Here is a 17,154-nt window from a genome sequence, read left to right on the forward strand (position 1 = left end):
CGGATATTTTCATGGCGGTCTACACTCCAGTCGAGCGGTCGGCGCTCGACGCTTTCCTTGCCGCCTACGATGTTGGCACCGCGATCGATCTCGTGCCCATCCAGGAAGGCGTGGAGAACTCCAACTACCAGCTCGTCACGACATTCGGCCGGTTCATCTTGACGATCTATGAGAAGCGCGTCGATCCTAGCGACCTGCCTTTTTTCCTGGGCTTGATGCTGCATCTGGCGGAGCATGGTCTGCCTTGCCCGCTGCCAGTACGCGGTGCCGACGGAACGATGCTGCGCGAGCTTGGCGGCAAGCCGGCCGCCATCGTCACGTTCCTGGACGGACGCTCGGCCCGACGTCTCACATCGCAGCATTGTCGGATGGTGGGTGCCGCCTTGGCCTCGATGCACCTTGCCGGCCAGGGCTTTTCGATCAGGCGCGCCAATGCCCTGGCACTGCCGGGCTGGCGCGAACTCGCCACGCGCTGTGCCGCGCGTGCCGACGAGGTGGCACCGGGGCTGGCGGCGGAGATCGAGAGCGAGATCTCGATCATGGCCGAGTCCTGGCCGCACGATCTGCCAGCCGGCGTCATCCATGCCGATCTCTTTCCTGACAACGTCTTTTTCGCCGGTGGGCGTGTCTCGGGCCTGATCGACTTCTATTTCGCCTGTGACGATCTGCTGGCCTATGATTTGGCAATTTGCTTGAATGCTTGGTGCTTCGAGCTTGATGGTGCTTTCAACATCACCAAGGCCAGGGCGCTGGTCGAGGGTTATCGCGCCAACCGACCCTTGAACGATGCGGAGCTCGGCGCCCTGCCGATCCTGGCGCGCGGCTCGGCCCTCCGCTTCATGCTCACGCGCCTTTATGACTGGCTCAATCAAGTCGAAGGCGCGCTCGTGAAACCCAAGGACCCGTTGGAATATTTGAAAAAGCTGCGCTTCCATCGAGGCGTCCAGGGAGTGACAGCCTATGGCCTCTAAGTCTGAGGCGCCAACGGACGAGGCGGTCGAGATCTTTACCGATGGCGCCTGCAGCGGCAATCCGGGGCCGGGTGGTTGGGGCGCCATCCTGCGCTGGCGCGGCCATGAGCGCGAACTCTCGGGCGGGGAGCTGCTGACCACCAACAACCGCATGGAGTTGCTGGCGGCGATCTCTGCGCTGGAGACTCTTTCCCGGCCGATGACGGTGGCCCTTCACACCGACAGTCAGTATTTGCGTCAGGGGATCATGACCTGGCTGCGCGGCTGGAAGGCGCGTGGCTGGCTGACGGCCGATAAAAAGCCGGTCAAGAACAAGGATCTGTGGGAGCGCCTCGATCTCGCGGCCGGCCGCCACGAGATCGTCTGGCACTGGGTGAAGGGCCATGCGGGCCATGTCGAGAACGAGCGGGCCGATGTCCTGGCGCGTCAGGCGATTGCCGAGATACGTGGCAAGTCAGCCGCAGCATCCTGAACTCGGCGGCCCGAGCGTCGTCGAGGGTTGGGGGGCGCGGGCTAGAGCTTGTCCAAGATGGTCTGGGCGTCGCTGACTTCCATGACACCCGGCGCATCTTCGATGTTGAGTTCCTTAACGATGCCATCTTCGACCAGCATCGAATAACGTTTGCTGCGCGTGCCGAGGCCAAAGCCCGAGCCATCGAAGTCGAGGCCGATCGCCTTGGTGAACGTGGCGTTGCCGTCGGAGAGCATCAGCACCTTGCCAGCCGCATTCTGCTGTTTTGACCAGGCATCGAGTACGAAGACATCGTTGACGGCGACGCAGGCGATCGTGTCGATGCCCTTGGCCTTAAGCTGGTCGGCCTTGTCCAGATAGCTCGGCAGGTGGCGGGCATGGCAGGTGGGAGTGAAGGCGCCAGGAACGGCGAAGATTACGACTTTCTTACCGGCCGTGAGAGCCTCGGTGGTGATCTCCGTGACCCCGTCTTCGGTCCGCGTCTTGAAGGTTGCGTCTGGGAGTTTGTGGCCACTGGCAATCGTCATGGTGAGCATCCTGGTTGAAGGTCGCGCTGGCCGCCCCGAGGCTGATGCCAGCGCGACCTACCATGGCGAAGTGGAAGCAGGGGCGCAATCGGGCGGTGCTGGCAAGGCTCTGTTAATCTCTTTTCCTTACTCTGCGGCAGGGTGGCACCGGGACGATGTCCGCATCGCCTGGGCCCTTTTTGCAAGCCTTGCTGGTGGGTGTCGTCGCGGATGGATGATGGGCGGTTTTTTTCGCGTCTGACCGGTGCGATGCTCGTGGTGCTGGCTATCGTCCTGATCGTCGCGGTCCCATGGACACGCGCTAGGGCAGACGAGGCTCCGCTCGACATCAAGGACGTCTGTACGGCGGCGATCCTTCAAGCCGAGAAGTTGGAGAACATTCCTGAGCGCCTGCTGCTGGCCGTGGCCATGGCGGAATCGGGGCGCTGGGATAAGGCCGCCAAGCAGAGCTATGCTTGGCCCTGGACCGTGACGAATGGCGGGGCAGGCAGTTTTTTCAAGAGCCGCGAGGAAGCGCTGCAGCAGGTGAGCAACCTGCAGGCCGCAGGTCAGTCGAATATTGATGTGGGGTGCATGCAGGTCAATCTGCGCGCCCATCCACGCGCCTTTCCCGATCTCATCACTGCCTTCGATCCTGTCAGCAACGCACAATACGCCGCGCATTTTCTACATGCCCTGTTCCAGGAGACGGGCGATTGGTCAAAGGCCGTGGCCTATTACCATTCGAGGACCCCGGAGCGGGGCTCGGCCTATCGCGACCGTGTCTACGCCAAGCTCGAAAAGCTGAGCCCCTCCGACCCGGCGCTGGCGGCAGCACGGCTGCCCGAGGCACCGTTTGAACCGTTGAGCCATGACGACACGGCTGCGGCGCAAAAGGTCATGAGGATCTGGCACTGGCTGCGCGAGGGACAGCGCAGTTCCCTGGTCGCGCAGGCGAATGCCGCCGAGAGTCGATCCGTCGAGCCGGTGGCCGTAGCCGAGACAAGGCGGCTCAATGGCGCTGGCGGTATCGGTGTCGGCAGGCTCTTGGGCCGGGCTGCTCTTCCGATTGCGGTGCGCTAGCGCCGACGTGGCAAGAGAAGTGGCAAGCTGGGCGACGCGTCACCTTGTGGCTGGCCGCATGACACTCTATCTCGGAGATCCATGGACTCCTCGAGCTTGAACCCTGACGAACTCGCCGGCCGGCTGCTTCTCGCGACGCCGGCGATAGGCGATCCGCGCTTTAGTCACAGCGTGATTTTTCTCTGCGCGCATTCTGATCAGGGTGCGATGGGGCTGGTCGTGAACCAGTTGAGCGAGGGTGTGCGCTTCAAGTCGATCATGGAGCAGTTCGACCTGCCGGCAAACCGGGAGCCGGAGCGAGAGGTTCCGGTGCATGTGGGCGGCCCCGTCGAGGGATCGCGTGGCTTCGTCCTCCACACACCTGATTTCGTGCGCGAATCGACGTTGATCATCGACGATCATTATGCGCTGACGGCGACGGTCGACATCCTCAAGGCGATTGCCCTGAATGAGGGGCCAAGGCGCTGCGTCTTCGCGCTTGGTTACACGGGCTGGGCGCCGGGCCAGCTCGATGCCGAGATCCGCGATAATGGCTGGCTGGTAGCCCCGGCGGATGTCGAATTGGTCTATGGCGGTGAGCACGAGCAGAAATGGTCGAGGGCCATGGGGCGACTGGGCATCGATCCCGGGCTTTTCTCCTCCGTGGCCGGCCACGCCTGAATTCATGGAGGATGTCGATCTATCGGCCATCCTGCGCGAGACCCGCAGCATCGCCGTTCTTGGTGCCAGCACCAATCCGGCCCGTCCATCCCACAGCGTGACCGGCTATCTCGTGAGCGCCGGCTTTGCGGTCTATCCCGTCAACCCGGCTTGTGCCGGTCAGCACCTCTTCGATCGATTGGTCCTCCCTGACCTCGCGGGCCTGGGCTTCGTGCCGGATCTGGTCGATATCTTTCGCCGCAGCGAGGAGGCCGGAGCCCTGATCGATGCGGCGGTGGCGATGGGCGTGCGGTGCGTGTGGCTGCAGCTTGGCGTGCATGCCGACGCGGCATCGTCGCGCGCTCGCAGCGCGGGAACGATCGTGGTCCAGGACCGCTGTCTGAAAGTCGAACACGCCCGGCTGATGGGCCATAGCGCTTAAATGCCTGATCCCGCTTGCACCCATGCGCCATGCTTGAGAGCATGCTGAAAAGGGGAGGGCACAAATGTCAGATGAATGGGGTTTCGAAACGCGGGCCGTGCATGTCGGGGGCGGTCCGGACCCTGCAACCGGTGCCAGGGCGGTGCCGATCTATCAGACGACTTCCTACGTCTTCGAGGATGCGGAGCACGCCGCTGCGCTCTTCGATCTGCGGCAGTTCGGCAATATCTATAGCCGTTTGACCAATCCTACGGTGTCGGCGCTGGAGGCGCGGATGGCCGCGCTCGAGGGCGGCTCTGGGGCCTGCGCTACGGCCTCGGGCCATGCAGCGCAGTTCCTTACCTTCTTGAACCTGTTGCAGCCGGGCAATCATGTCGTGGCTGGTTCCAAGCTATATGGCGGCTCGATCTCGCAGATGCGCCAGACCTTCCCGCAATTTGGCTGGGAGGTGAGCTTCGTCGACCAGCGCGACCTCGCAGCACTGGAGATGGCGATTCGCCCCAGCACGCGAGCACTCTTCGTCGAGAGCGTCTCCAATCCCGATGGGATCGTGGCCGACATCGAGGCGATTGCCAGGATCGCGCACGCGGCGGGCGTGCCGCTGATCGTCGATAACACGCTGCCCACGCCCTATCTCTGCCAGCCGCTGCGCTGGGGAGCCGATATCGTCGTCCACTCGCTCACCAAGTATGTGGGCGGTCACGGCAACTCGATTGGCGGTGTCATCGTCGAGGGTGGTACCTTCGATTGGGACAACGGCAAGTTTCCGCTCATGACGGAGCCTAGCGAAGCCTATCACGGGTTGCGATTCTACGAGACCTTCAAAGGCCTGGCCCTTACCGTGCGCAACAAGGCGATAGGCCTGCGCGACATTGGCCCGGCACTCTCGCCCTTCAATGCGTTTCTCCTCTTGCAGGGCACCGAGACGCTCGCGCTGCGCATGGATCGGCACATCGCCAACGCCGACAAGGTCGCCGCCTGGCTGGAGACGCGACCCGGGGTCGCCTGGGTCTCCTATGGGCGTCTGCCAGCGAACCGGACGAAAGTGGCCGAGAAATATTGCCCGCGCGGTCTGGGCTCGGTCTTCACTTTCGGTCTCGAGGGGGGCTACGAGGCCGGGGTCCGGATCGTTAACGCCTGCAAGCTGCTCTCGCATGTGGCCAATATCGGCGATACGCGCTCGTTGATCATCCATCCAGCCTCGACGACGCATCGCCAACTAAGCGATGCGGAACGCCGGGCGGCTGGCGCCGGGCCGGACGTTGTCCGCCTCTCGATCGGCATCGAGCGTGCGGAGGATATCATCGCCGACCTCGATCAGGCGCTTTGCGCTCTCGGTTGAGAACGGCGCTCAATGGCCGCGCGCGGCCTCCTCGAAGAGGGGAAGGAGCGGCTCGCTGGCCCTGGGACCAAAGATGCCAAGAATGCTGGCAGCGGACGCCGATGCCAGACGGCCGGAGGCCTCGAGGTCGAGCCCGGCCGTCAGGCCGCGCAGGAAGCCGGCGGCGAAGAGGTCGCCAGCGCCTGTCGTATCCAGTACTGTCGGGCAGGGTGAGGCCGCGATGTCGATGCGTCGCTCGCCCTTGACGATGACCGAGCCCAGGGCGCCTCGGGTCAGGGCAGCGATCTCCACATGGGGCGCGATCGCCTGAACGGCTGCATCGAAATCATCTGTCTCGAAGAGCGCGGTGATCTCCGCCTCGTTGGCAAAGAGGATATCGACGCGGCCATGGATGAGATCGAGGAACTCGCTCCTCCAGCGACCGACGCAGAAGGGGTCGGACAAAGTGAGGGCCACTTTGTTGCCGACTTTGTGCGCGATGTCGGCGGCCTTGATGCAGGCAGCCTTGGCGGCGGGCTTGTCCCAGAGATAGCCCTCAAGATAGACGACGTGGCCACTAGCGACGAGAGCCTCGTCGACGTCGTCCGGGCAAAGCTCGACACAGGCACCCAGATAGGTCTGCATCGTGCGCTGCGCATCCTCCGGCACGAAAACGAGGCAGCGCGCGGTGGGCGGCCCGCTCGTGGCGGGCGCGTTCTCGAAGGTGACGCCCGAGGCCCTGAGATCATGCGCGAAGATCTTGCCGAAGGCGTCGTCATGGACCCGGCCGATAAAGGCAGCCTTACCGCCCAGCGAGGCAATGGCGGCAACCGTATTCGCGGCGGAGCCGCCCGAGACCTCGCGCGCCGCGCCCATCTTGGCATAGAGAAAATCGCTGCGCTCGCGATCGACCAGCGTCATCGTCCCCTTGGCGAGGCCGAGCTCGGCTATCTGTTGATCGCTCGCGGCGGCAAGAATGTCGATGATCGCATTGCCGATCCCGACGACATCAAAAGATTGGCGCGCGCTTGAAATCGTCATCGAGGGCTTCGTCTCCAAAGGGCAAATCGCAATGTCGTGCCGGCCTTATAGCGTCCGCGAAATCGATTTGTACGGTATGGCCTCGGATTTGTCTTTGCGCTACGGTTTGACTTGCCGTCGTGCTTGCGCATAACACTTGCCTCACGTCGCTTGCCGAGCGGTCACTCCGGCCGTTCAAGACGACCAGAACCAGAGGGCTGTTGAATGTTCCGTAGGAAGGAGAACGAGCCCGCCCGTCCGGCTGGCAGCGAGACCAAGGTGGATAGCACGATCGGGCGGCCAGCTTTGGACGTGAAGTCGCAGCCAGAACTGCCGCGTCGCCAGGTCGATCTGCCGACTGCGCCCAGCGCGTTCGCTGAGAAAGCCGAGCCCAAGAGCGATCCAGCCGAGACCAAGAAGCTGATCGTCGGGCCGGGTATCAGCCTTGCGGGCGAGATCACCGCCTGCGATCGCCTGATCGTGCAGGGCAGTGTCCAGGTCACGTTGAACCAGACCAAGGCGATCGAGATCTCGGAAGAGGGCCGTTTCACCAACGGCAAGGCCGAGGTCGAGGAGGCGGACATTAGCGGCCTCTATGAGGGCGAATTGACCGTCAGAAAGCGTCTGATCATCCGCTCGTCCGGCCAGGTCAAGGGTACGGTTCGCTACGGCGAGATCGAGATCGAGACGGGGGGTAAGCTCTCGGGCTCCGTATCGATGCTGACCGACAAGGCTTCTTGAGCCAGGCTCCATTCGGCTTCGAACATGGCGTTAGATGGTTGGTGCGCGGGGTCGAGATTTCTCGGCCCCATGCTTTTTCTCGGTATGGCAACGTTGCTCGGTGCCTGTGCCGATATGAGCGATTCGACCGGCGGGGGAGCGCCTGGGGCTTATGGTGCGCGGCCCGTATTGGGCATGACGCCTGCAGCCGTGCGCAAGCTTCTGGGCGAGCCCGCGCTCCGGCGTCCGGAACCGCCCGGCGATTACTGGCGCTACAGTCTCGATGGATGCGCGCTCGGCCTGTTCCTGTTCAAGGAGCAGGGCGCTAGCGAAGAACACGTCACCTATTACGACGCGCGTTCACTGGTCGCCGGCACGGATCGATGCGCTACATGGCGCGCTCGGCTGGGACCGCCGACGGCTCCGGGCGCCTGATTCAGTCTGGCTGCCAGCCGATGACGAAAAGAATGTCGAAGCTCGCCGGCAGACGGCCCGTCGCCAGCCCGAAATTTGCCACATAGGCCGACTGGGTCGCCTGTAGAAGGGCGCGGTTCAGAGGTGGCTGATCCTTCGCCTGAACCAGGAGACTGGTTTCGGCCATCGCCCGCAGATCGCGAATGAGCGCCAGGACGTCTGGATAGGTGACGTCGATGCGATCCAGGTCCGCCATCGGCAGCGCAAAGCCGGCGCGCTGCATGAGGGCTCCCATGTCACGCACGTCGATTGACGGATGGACCCGGGCGGCAGCGCCTCCGCTGCTGGCGAGTTCTGCCTGAGCCAGCGCAAAACGGAGCTCGTGTAACGTGTCGCCGCCGGGCAGGGCCGCTAGGAAGAAACCCCCAGGTCGCAGGCAAAGTCGGATCTGGCTGAGCGCGCCCGGCAGGTCGTTGAGCTTGTGCAACGCCATGACGCTGAGGACGGCATCGAAGCTGGCTGGCTTGAACGGCAGCCGCTCCTCGTCGAGGACAAGGCAGCAGCCTTGCTTTTCCAGTGTTGCCGAGGTCAGATCGCTCTCGATGAGAACAGGCGGCAGGCGCCCGATTGCGGCCAGCGCATGGCGCAGGATGCCATGCGTGCTGCCGAGCTCGAGCACGCGCTCCGTCGGACGCGCAATATCGGCAAATCGTTCCGCTAGGCGGGCAGCAAGCTCTGGCCGCAGGAAATCCGTAGCCGCAGGCGCCTCAAGCCGGGAGCGGCGCATTCTTGCGCGGCGACGATCGAAAATTTGCGGAACGGACAACGACTTGCTCGCGGACAGGCTGAAAAGAAACCACCGGCTCAGGTGGTGGAGCAGAGGTAAGCCCTGTCCTCGGTTCGATCAATGCGGCCAGTAAAGGTAGCCCATCGCTTTGCCGCCGGCGCCAGTCGTGCCATGGGCCTTTTGCTTGCCGGCAACCATCAGCGCCGGGCTTAAGCCGCTACCTGCGGGCGGCGCGCGCTCTGGGCCGCAGATCGCCGCAAGCCCGGTACTCAGCATCAAGATTGCCGGTGAAGCGGGTTGCCGATGTAGCCCGCAATGCGGAAAATTCCGATAAGATCGCTCTGGTCACCACCGTCACGACCATCGCCGCCCTCAAGCCAGACACAGACATAGTCGGATAAGGCAGCCACGCTCTTCGCATCGACATCGACATACTGCCGCATGAGGAATGCCCCGTCGACCAGCGTTCCGGCAGAGTACTCCAAGAAGCTCTCCCGCCGGTTGATATCGAGACGGTGTCGAAGATCCCGCTTAGATCGATCTTGGCTTCCACCGTGTTGCGATGTTGCGCTGCCTGGCATTGTGCTCGGTTCACGTTCCCTGATCATAGCTCATCGACAGAACATAAGACGATTCAATCTGCTATATGGAAGTGGAAAATGGCGTTTACGTAAATATACCTAAATAACTATGTCACAATTTCTGCACGAATGGTTATTTTCGCTCGTTATAAGAATAATATTAAGTAAATATACCGGTCATAATCATGTGTACAGGCGTATTTATATCCATGATATCAGTTAATTCACTGACATATTACAGGCCATATATTCAAAAATATCCATTTCCATCTGAAAATCCTAGGATGTGACCGCCACGGAAATACCTGGCCGGTCTAATGCGAGCGTGTCCGGTCGGGGCTGCCGACATATCGAGCTCATCCAGGAGGTATATGACGCACCGATCAACCAGGGTGCTATTAGTAATCTGACCGCCAGGGCCGCGTCTGGTCGCTTTATTGTCCAACCTATGATGGCGAAACTCCTGATGTTTCGCTGACTCGGCGAACGTGACATATTTGCTGGGCTCGACGCTGTTCAGGCTTGGGAAGAGGCGCTTATGGCGAGATCGGTCTGTCCGCACGATTGCCCGAGCGTCTGCTCGCTCGATGTCGAGATCGGAGCGGATGGGCGGCTTGGGCGTGTGCGTGGTCAGCGTGCCAATCCCTATACGGCCGGGGTCGTCTGCGCGAAGGTCGCCCGCTACGCCGAGCGGCTCTATCACCCGGATCGCCTTTTGACGCCGATGCGACGCTCCGGCCCGCGCGGCCAGGGCGTGTTCGCGCCGATTGGCTGGGAGGAGGCCCTGGACGAGGTGGCCGAGGGTCTGCTCAAGGCGGAGCAGCGCCATGGTCGTGAAGCCGTCTGGCCATATTGGTATGCGGGGACGATGGGCCTCGTGAACCGCGACGGCATTAATCGCCTGACGCATGCGCGCGGCTGGTCGCGCTTTAAGGGCACGATCTGCGTTTCGCTATCTGATGCCGGCTGGCGTGCGGGCGCGGGCCGCCGATGGGGTGTCCCGGCAACGGAGATCGCCAGCCACAGCGAGCTCGTTGTCATCTGGGGCGGCAACCCGGTTGCTACCCACGTCAACCTGATGAGCCACGTCGCGCGCGCACGAAAGGAGCGCAAGGCGCCTCTCGTCGTCATCGACCCTTATCGCTCGCCGACGGCCGAGCAGGCGGATCTGCATCTGGCACCGATGCCCGGCACGGACGGCGCCCTCGCCTGCGCGGTCATGCACGTGCTGTTCCGCGACGGCCTGGCCGACCGTGACTACATGGCCGCCTATACCGACGATCCAGCCGGCCTGGAGGCGCATCTGCGCTCGCGCAGCCCGGCATGGGCTGCTGCCATCACCGGTATTGCGGCGGATCGGATCGAGGCCTTTGCCCGCCTCTATGGTTCGACCAAGCGCAGCTATCTTCGACTGGGTTTCGGCTTTACCCGCTCGCGAAATGGAGCGGCCGCCATGCATGCCGCCTCGTGCCTGCCCGCCGTTACCGGCGCCTGGCAACATGAGGGCGGGGGCGCCCTCTATGGCCAAGGCGACCTCTACGGCCTGGACAAGACCATGATCGAGGGGCTGGACCTGGTCGACGACAAGGTGCGTCAGCTCGACCAGTCTCGGATCGGCGACATCCTTATGGGCGACAAGGAGGCGCTGCGGGAGGGGCCGCCCGTCGATGCGCTCCTGATCCAGAACACCAATCCGATGGCGGTCGCCCCCGATCTTGGCAAGGTGCATCAAGGATTTGCCCGGCCGGACCTCTTCATCGCCGTGCACGAGCAGTTCATGACCGACACTGCGCGGATGGCTGACATTCTGTTGCCGGCCACGATGTTCCTCGAGCATGACGACATCTATACCGCCTCGGCGCATGCCCGCCTGCAGGTGGGGCGGCGACTCCTGGAGCCGCTCGGCCAGTGCCGTAGCAACCACACGGTGATCAAGGCGCTGGCGACACGTCTGGGCGTGACGCATCCGGGCTTTTTGATGAGCGAGGCGGAGCTGGTCGAGGATCTCCTGGCGCGATCGAACTGGCCCGACATGGCGGCCGTGGATGTCGAGGGCGGCCTGGAGGCGCCGATCGATTTTCGCAAGGCCCATCATCTGGACGGATTTCCTACTCCCGAAGGGCGTTTCCGCTTCAAGGCGGACTGGAAAAGCCAGGGTCCCGAGCATGCGGTCATGCCGATCTGGCCGGACCATCTGGCCAATATTGACCTGCCGACACCCGAGCGGCCTTTCCGTCTCGTGGCGGCACCTGCCCGCCAGTTCTTGAACTCAAGCTTCAGCGAAACCGTCTCATCACGGGCCAAGGAGGGCCAACCCCGGGCCCTCCTTGCTCCCTTGACCATGCGGCAACTGGGACTAGCGGACGGGGAGCGGGTGCGCATCGGCAACCAGCGTGGATCCTTAACGTTGGTGGCTTCGGCGCGCGAGGGCCAGCAGGACAATGTCATCGTCGTCGAGAGCGTGTGGCCCAACGGTGCCTTCGCGGAGGGGGTCGGCATCAATCTTTTGATCGGCTCGGATCCGGCCCCGCCCAATGGCGGCGCTGCCATTCACGATACCGCCGTCTGGCTCGAGCCGGTACTGAGCGGGGCGCCGGCCAAGGACGCAGCTTCGTTGACAGCGCCGCAGGCTCGTTTATAAAGCCCCTCCACGCCTGAAGCTGCACGTCAGGCGACGTGTTTCTTCGTCCTATTCAGATCCGTTTAGATGGTCCAGAGACCGCGATGTACGCAGTCATCAAAACCGGCGGTAAGCAATACCGTGTGGTTCCGAACCAGGTTCTCGAGATCGAGAAACTGGAGGCCGAGGCCGGCAGCACCGTCGAGTTCGGCGATGTTCTGATGGTCGGTGGTGACACGCCGCAGCTGGGCTCGCCGCTCGTCGCTGGGGCCAAGGTCACCGGCACCGTGCTTGAGCAGGCTCGCGGGCCGAAGGTCATCATCTTCAAGAAGCGGCGCCGGAAGAATTTCCGTCGTCGTACCGGCCATCGCCAGTACACGACGGTCGTCCGCATCACGGACATCGCCGTCTGAGCCTTGGCTCGGGCCCGGTTTGCAGCCGGGAGCAGTGAGGGGCGCCTTCGCTTATGGAGCTCCAACGAAACAAGTGGCACGTGGCCTCTGAAGGGGTTGTGCCGGTAGGCAAGGGGTCGAGCAATGGCTCATAAAAAGGCTGGTGGTAGTTCGCGCAACGGTCGCGATACCGAAGGCAAGCGCCTTGGTATCAAGAAGTTCGGCGGCGAAGTCGTGATCCCAGGCAACATCATCGCCCGGCAGCGGGGCACCAAGTGGCGCCCGGGCGACAATGTTGGCATGGGCCGCGACTTCACGATCTACGCCCTGATCGAGGGCAAGGTCTCCTTCAAGGCCGGCCGCGACGGCCACTCCTATATCTCCGTTCAGCCGGAAGCCATCGCCGCCGAATAAGGCCGCGACCTTTCGCCTGACAGCTCAGAAGGAGGGAAAGGTTAAAAGCCTTTCCCTTTTTTCGTCATGCGCTTCCTCGATTCGGCCAAGATCTACATCAAGAGCGGTGATGGTGGTGCCGGCAGCATCAGCTTCCGGCGGGAGAAATTCATCCCCGACGGCGGGCCGGATGGGGGCGATGGCGGCCGAGGCGGCGACATCATCCTGCATTGCGCTGAAAGCCTGAACACGCTGATCGACTTTCGCTACCAGCAGCATTTCCGCGCTGGTCGTGGGCAGAACGGCATGGGCAAGCAGCGAACCGGCGCGGATGGCGCCACGATCAAGCTCGACCTGCCGCTCGGCACGCAGGTCTTCGCCGAGGATGGCGAGACGCTGTTGGCGGATCTGACCGAGATCGGCCAACGCATCGTCCTGGCGCGAGGTGGCGATGGCGGGCGCGGCAACATTCATTTCAAGACCTCGACCAATCGCGCGCCGCGTCGGGCCGATCCCGGCTGGCCCGGCGAGGAGCGCTGGATCTGGCTGAAGCTCAAGCTTCTGGCCGATGCCGGGCTGGTGGGCCAGCCCAATGCCGGCAAGTCGACCTTCCTCTCGGTGGTCAGCGCCGCCAAGCCCAAGATCGGCGACTATCCGTTCACGACCCTGGAGCCCAAGCTCGGCAGCGTTCTCCTGGGCGACGAAGGCTTCGTGCTGGCCGACATTCCGGGCCTGATCGAGGGGGCCTCGGAGGGCAAGGGGCTGGGCGATCGCTTCCTTGGCCATGTCGAGCGCTGTGCCGTGCTCGTCCATCTGGTCGACGCCACGCAATCTCGGATCGTCGATGCCTGGAGCACAGTCCGGCGCGAGCTCGAGGCCTATGGTCACGCGCTGGACTCGAAGCCCGAGATCCTCTGCCTCAGCAAGATCGACGCCCTGGACAAGGCCAGCCTCGGGCGCAAGCGGCGCGCGCTTGAGAAAGCGTCGGGCCAGCCGGTCCACCTGATCTCCGGCGTGGCGCGCCAGGGTCTGGAGCCCGTGCTTCGCGCCGTCATGGCGGAAGTGGGGAGAGTGCGCCGCGTCGCCCGTGATCGCGCCGCGGAGCCGGCCATCGACCTTAAGGCCTGACATGGACGCGCGCCTTGCGCTCTCTGCCCATCGGCTAACGGTTAAGATCGGCTCAGCCCTCCTCGTCCGGCCGGACGGCAGTTTGCGCCGGGACTGGCTGGATGGCTTGGCGGCCGATCTCGCGGTCCTGCACGGCGAGGGCCGCGAGTTGATCGTCGTCACGTCGGGAGCGATCGCTCTTGGCTGGCGGCGGCTCGGCATGAAGAAGCGGCCGGTCAAGCTAGACGACAAGCAGGCGGCCGCCGCAGCCGGGCAGATCATGCTGGCCCGCGCCTGGGAGGACAGCCTGGCGGCGGTAGGGTTGAAGACGGCCCAGGTCCTGGTCACGCTGGCCGACACGGAGGCCAGGCGTCGCTATCTGAATGCCCGGGCGACGCTGGCCAAGCTGCTCGAGCATCAGGCCGTGCCGATCGTCAACGAGAACGATACGGTGGCCACGAGCGAGATCCGCTTTGGCGACAATGACAGGCTGTCCGCCCGCGTGGCGGTGATGGCCAGTGCCGAGACGCTCATCCTCCTCTCCGATATTGACGGCCTCTACACGGCCGATCCCCGCAGCCATCCGGATGCCAGGCACGTGCCTGAAGTCCGGGCCATCACGCCCGAGATCATCGGCATGGCGGGCGGGGCTGTCAGCCATGCGGGAACGGGTGGCATGGTAACCAAGATCGCGGCTGCCACCATCGCCACGGGGGCCGGCTGTGCGGTGATCCTGACCCAGGGTGCCAGGGAACGGCCGCTTAAGGCCTTGCAGGACGGCGCGCGCTGCACCGTCTTCGCGCCCGTCACCACCAGCCCCCGGCGCGCGCGCAAGGACTGGATCGCCGGCAGCCTCGGCGTCATGGGCACGCTTGTCGTCGATGATGGTGCCGCCTCGGCCCTCAAGCGCGGCTCCAGCCTCCTGCCGGCGGGCGTGCGTCTGGTCGAGGGGGCGTTCGAGCGCGGCGACGCCGTCTTAATCCGTACCGCCGCCGGCATAGTGCTGGCCAAGGGCCTCTCTGCCTATGACGCGCACGAAGCGCGCCTCCTGGCCGGGAAGCGAACGCAGGAGATCGAGTCGATCCTCGGCTGGCGCGGTCGCGACGTACTGGTGCATCGAGACGATCTCGTGCTTCTCTAGGCCGCATGGAGAGTGCATCCTCAAACACCGCCGCGCCCGCCGCCCTGATTGTCGGAGCCGGCATCGCCGGCCTCGCGGCGGCAATCGCGTTGGCCAGGGCAGGGGCGCGCGTAACCCTTCTGGATGCGCGGCCAGCCGGCCTGCCGTCGCCGAACGACCGTCGCACCACGGCCATCCTCGATCCCGGCATCGGCATGCTGCGCGCGTTTGGTCTCTGGGCGAGGCTTGTGCCGGATTCAGCACCGTTGGCACGGCTGCGGCTGGTGAGCCAGGCAAGGCGCGGCCAGACCAGCGTGACCTTCGAGGCGGCCGAGCTCGGGCTTGAGGCCTTTGGCTGGAACGTGCCGAACGGCTTGCTGCGTCAGGTGCTGGAGACGTCCGCCCGTCGCCTGGGTGTCGAGATCGAGGCCGCGGCCGAGGTTACCGGGCTCGACCTAGCGCTGGATGAGGCAACGCTCGTGCTTGCCGACGGGCGGCGGCTTAAGGCCGGGCTGGTCGTCGCGGCCGACGGCCAGAATTCGCGCCTGCGCGCCCTGGCCGGCATCGAGGTCATCCAGCACAGCTATGATCAGGCGGCGATCGTCACGAACTTCGCGCATGGCCGCCCGCATTACGATACCTCGACCGAGTTGCATCGGCCGGGCGGTCCCTTCACCCTGGTGCCCATGCGCGGCCGCCGCTCCAGTCTTGTCTGGGGCGAGCGTCGCGACGATGCCGACCGGCTGATGGCGCTGCCGTCCGAGGCCTTCGCGGCCGAGCTGGAGGCGCGCGTCCAGCCCTGGCTCGGCCATGTGCGCGAGGTGGCGGCGCCTTATCGCTTCGATGTCGCGAGCCTGCGGGCCACTCGTTTCACGGCACCGCATTTCCTTCTCCTCGGCGAAGCGGCCCATGCCCTCAGTCCGGTCGGCGCTCAGGGCTTCAACCTCTCGCTTCGCGATGTCGATGTGCTGGGCCGGCTGGCGGCAGAGTGGCCGAGCGGGCTCGGCGGCCCCGACATGCTGGCCGCCTACGAGGCGATGCGGGCTGAGGATGTGCTCCTGCGCTTTACCGCCATCGATGGCCTGACGCGGCTGGTCAATGCCCGTTTCGGCCCGCTCCAAGAATTGCGTTCCCAGGGCCTGCGGCTCGTCGGCGGCCTGCCGCCACTGCGCCGCTTCTTGATGGCCAGCTTGATGCGGCCGGCCCGTTTGCCGCGTCCGGGTCTTCCCACCCGCCCCTTTCGGACCTAACTGAACAGCCCTGGGCCATAGAACGGACCTTTGCAGCATGGCTTCCGTGATCGAATTCGACCTTGAGCACCGTCTGGCAGCGCTCGGCCGCCAGGCCAAGGAAGGGGCACGGGCTATCGCGGCGGCGCCACGTGAGGTGAAGGACCAGGCGCTTCGCGGCGCCGCGGCATCGCTGCGCGCGCGCGAGGCCGACATCTTGGCCGCCAATGACGAGGACGTGGCGGCGGCGACCTCGCGCGGCCTGTCCGCTGCCATGATCGATCGGCTTCGCCTCGATGCCAAGCGGCTGGAGACGATGGCGTCAGCCTTGGAGACGATCGCCGCGCTGGACGATCCGGTGGGCGGCGTCATCGCCGGCTGGCAGCGCCCGAACGGTCTGGCGATCGAACGGGTGCGCGTGCCGCTGGGCGTTGTCGGCATCATCTATGAGAGCAGGCCCAACGTCACGGCGGACGCGGCCGGGCTCTGCCTGAAGGCCGGCAACGCGGTCATCCTGCGGGGCGGTTCGGAGTGCTTTGCGAGCAATGCCGCGATCCTCGCCTCGGTACATGCGGGCCTTGAAGGGGCGGGCCTGCCGGCCGCTATCGTGCAGGGCCTGCCGACCACCGATCGGGCGGCCGTAGGGCTGATGCTCAAGATGAACGACGTCATCGATGTCATCGTCCCGCGCGGCGGCCGCTCGCTGATTGAGCGCGTCTATGCCGAGAGCCGCATTCCCGTGCTGGCGCACCTGGACGGCAATGTGCACACCTATCTCCACAAGTCGGCCGACCCCTCGATGGCGAAGGCGCTCGTGCTCAACGCCAAGCTCCGCCGCACGGGCGTCTGCGGCGCTACCGAGACCCTCCTTTGCGATCGGAGCGCGGCGCCGATCCTGCTGCCGCCGATCCTGGGCGCTCTGATCGAGGCGGGCTGCGAGATCCGCGGCGACGAGGCGGTGCGTGAGTTGGAGCCGCGCGCTCTGGTCGCGACCGAGGTCGACTGGGCCACCGAGTTCCTGGATCGGATCCTGGCCGTGAAGGTTGTGGCCGACCTGGACGAGGCGATCGTCCATATCGAGCACTACGGCTCGCATCACACGGATTGCATCGTGACCCAGGATCAGGCGGCGGCGCGCCGCTTCCTTGCCGAGGTCGACAGCGCCATCGTCCTCCATAACGCCTCGACTCAGTTCGCCGATGGCGGCGAGTTCGGCATGGGAGCTGAGATCGGTATCGCCACGGGCCGCCTGCACGCCCGAGGGCCGGTCGGCGTCGAGCAGTTGACGACATTCAAATATGTCGTACGCGGCGATGGCCAGGTGCGACCGGTCTGAG

The 17,154-nt window shown here is 64.5% G+C and carries 19 protein-coding genes; 15 read left to right on the top strand and 4 right to left on the bottom strand.

Translation table 11 applies throughout. The annotated features are described in order from the left end of the window. The first annotated feature begins 11 nt into the window (after positions 1 to 11). Together CFB17_RS01755 and rnhA are read left to right on the top strand one after the other, a co-directional pair. On the top strand, positions 12 to 971 hold the full coding sequence (locus CFB17_RS01755) for a homoserine kinase (protein ID WP_088559663.1): 960 nt from the start codon (positions 12 to 14) through the stop codon (positions 969 to 971). Then, positions 961 to 1,443: a ribonuclease HI gene (gene rnhA, locus CFB17_RS01760; RefSeq protein ID WP_088559664.1), complete on the top strand. Its 483-nt coding sequence runs from the start codon at positions 961 to 963 to the stop codon at positions 1,441 to 1,443. Before CFB17_RS01755 ends, rnhA begins: the two co-directional genes overlap by 11 nt. Before the next feature lie 41 nt (positions 1,444 to 1,484). On the opposite strand, the gene CFB17_RS01765 is transcribed toward rnhA, so the two are convergent. Further along, positions 1,485 to 1,970, bottom strand: coding sequence for a peroxiredoxin (locus tag CFB17_RS01765; protein ID WP_088559869.1), 486 nt, complete (start codon positions 1,968 to 1,970; stop codon positions 1,485 to 1,487). A 210-nt stretch (positions 1,971 to 2,180) separates the two neighbouring features. Here CFB17_RS01765 and CFB17_RS01770 point away from each other — a divergent pair, with 210 nt between their 5' ends. From CFB17_RS01770 to CFB17_RS01785, 4 genes are all read left to right on the top strand, one after another. Beyond that, positions 2,181 to 3,032 carry a lytic transglycosylase domain-containing protein gene (locus tag CFB17_RS01770; protein ID WP_088559665.1) on the top strand — a complete coding sequence of 284 codons (852 nt, stop codon included), beginning with the start codon at positions 2,181 to 2,183 and terminating at the stop codon, positions 3,030 to 3,032. An 81-nt stretch (positions 3,033 to 3,113) separates the two neighbouring features. After that, entirely contained in the window at positions 3,114 to 3,692 is a 579-nt protein-coding gene (locus tag CFB17_RS01775) for a YqgE/AlgH family protein (RefSeq protein WP_088559666.1), read from the top strand. Between the two features lie 4 nt (positions 3,693 to 3,696). Next, on the top strand, positions 3,697 to 4,113 hold the full coding sequence (locus CFB17_RS01780) for a CoA-binding protein (protein ID WP_088559667.1): 417 nt from the start codon (positions 3,697 to 3,699) through the stop codon (positions 4,111 to 4,113). Between the two features lie 64 nt (positions 4,114 to 4,177). After that, complete coding sequence (locus tag CFB17_RS01785; RefSeq protein ID WP_088559668.1) at positions 4,178 to 5,455, top strand: O-acetylhomoserine aminocarboxypropyltransferase/cysteine synthase family protein; 1,278 nt, start codon at positions 4,178 to 4,180, stop codon at positions 5,453 to 5,455. 9 nt (positions 5,456 to 5,464) lie between these two features. On the opposite strand, the gene CFB17_RS01790 is transcribed toward CFB17_RS01785, so the two are convergent. After that, a complete protein-coding gene (locus CFB17_RS01790) occupies positions 5,465 to 6,475 on the bottom strand; it encodes an adenosine kinase (RefSeq protein ID WP_088559669.1) in 1,011 nt (336 codons plus the stop codon). Between the two features lie 204 nt (positions 6,476 to 6,679). Here CFB17_RS01790 and CFB17_RS01795 point away from each other — a divergent pair, with 204 nt between their 5' ends. Both CFB17_RS01795 and CFB17_RS01800 read left to right on the top strand, forming a co-directional pair. Then, positions 6,680 to 7,195 (top strand): bactofilin family protein, encoded by a 516-nt coding sequence (locus tag CFB17_RS01795; protein ID WP_088559670.1) that lies wholly within the window; start codon positions 6,680 to 6,682, stop codon positions 7,193 to 7,195. A gap of 69 nt (positions 7,196 to 7,264) precedes the next feature. Next, the gene (locus tag CFB17_RS01800) at positions 7,265 to 7,609 is read left to right on the top strand and encodes a hypothetical protein (RefSeq protein WP_088559671.1); all 345 of its coding nucleotides are present in this window, start codon (positions 7,265 to 7,267) and stop codon (positions 7,607 to 7,609) included. A 1-nt stretch (position 7,610) separates the two neighbouring features. Here CFB17_RS01800 and CFB17_RS01805 read toward each other — a convergent pair whose 3' ends face one another. Both CFB17_RS01805 and CFB17_RS18955 read right to left on the bottom strand, forming a co-directional pair. Further along, on the bottom strand, positions 7,611 to 8,375 hold the full coding sequence (locus tag CFB17_RS01805) for a methyltransferase domain-containing protein (RefSeq protein ID WP_088559672.1): 765 nt from the start codon (positions 8,373 to 8,375) through the stop codon (positions 7,611 to 7,613). 275 nt (positions 8,376 to 8,650) lie between these two features. Further along, positions 8,651 to 8,860 carry a hypothetical protein gene (locus CFB17_RS18955; RefSeq protein WP_133063814.1) on the bottom strand — a complete coding sequence of 70 codons (210 nt, stop codon included), beginning with the start codon at positions 8,858 to 8,860 and terminating at the stop codon, positions 8,651 to 8,653. Between the two features lie 634 nt (positions 8,861 to 9,494). On the opposite strand from CFB17_RS18955, the gene CFB17_RS01810 reads away from it, so the two are divergent. The 7 genes from CFB17_RS01810 to CFB17_RS01840 all read left to right on the top strand — a co-directional run bounded on the left by CFB17_RS01810 (position 9,495) and on the right by CFB17_RS01840 (position 17,153). Further along, a complete protein-coding gene (locus CFB17_RS01810) occupies positions 9,495 to 11,597 on the top strand; it encodes a molybdopterin-dependent oxidoreductase (RefSeq protein ID WP_088559673.1) in 2,103 nt (700 codons plus the stop codon). Positions 11,598 to 11,680: 83 nt separating this feature from the next. Next, on the top strand, positions 11,681 to 11,989 hold the full coding sequence (rplU, locus tag CFB17_RS01815; protein WP_088559674.1) for a 50S ribosomal protein L21: 309 nt from the start codon (positions 11,681 to 11,683) through the stop codon (positions 11,987 to 11,989). A gap of 123 nt (positions 11,990 to 12,112) precedes the next feature. Further along, positions 12,113 to 12,382, top strand: coding sequence for a 50S ribosomal protein L27 (rpmA, locus tag CFB17_RS01820; RefSeq protein WP_088559675.1), 270 nt, complete (start codon positions 12,113 to 12,115; stop codon positions 12,380 to 12,382). Between the two features lie 66 nt (positions 12,383 to 12,448). Beyond that, complete coding sequence (gene obgE, locus CFB17_RS01825) at positions 12,449 to 13,489, top strand: GTPase ObgE (protein ID WP_088559676.1); 1,041 nt, start codon at positions 12,449 to 12,451, stop codon at positions 13,487 to 13,489. 1 nt (position 13,490) lies between these two features. Next, entirely contained in the window at positions 13,491 to 14,609 is a 1,119-nt protein-coding gene (gene proB / locus CFB17_RS01830) for a glutamate 5-kinase (protein WP_088559677.1), read from the top strand. Positions 14,610 to 14,614: 5 nt separating this feature from the next. Beyond that, positions 14,615 to 15,838, top strand: coding sequence for an FAD-dependent oxidoreductase (locus CFB17_RS01835; RefSeq protein ID WP_088559678.1), 1,224 nt, complete (start codon positions 14,615 to 14,617; stop codon positions 15,836 to 15,838). A 37-nt stretch (positions 15,839 to 15,875) separates the two neighbouring features. Next, positions 15,876 to 17,153 carry a glutamate-5-semialdehyde dehydrogenase gene (locus CFB17_RS01840; protein ID WP_088559679.1) on the top strand — a complete coding sequence of 426 codons (1,278 nt, stop codon included), beginning with the start codon at positions 15,876 to 15,878 and terminating at the stop codon, positions 17,151 to 17,153. Position 17,154: the final 1 nt, after the last annotated feature.

The organism is Arboricoccus pini, assembly GCF_900187945.1.
Taxonomy (GTDB): domain Bacteria; phylum Pseudomonadota; class Alphaproteobacteria; order Geminicoccales; family Geminicoccaceae; genus Arboricoccus; species Arboricoccus pini.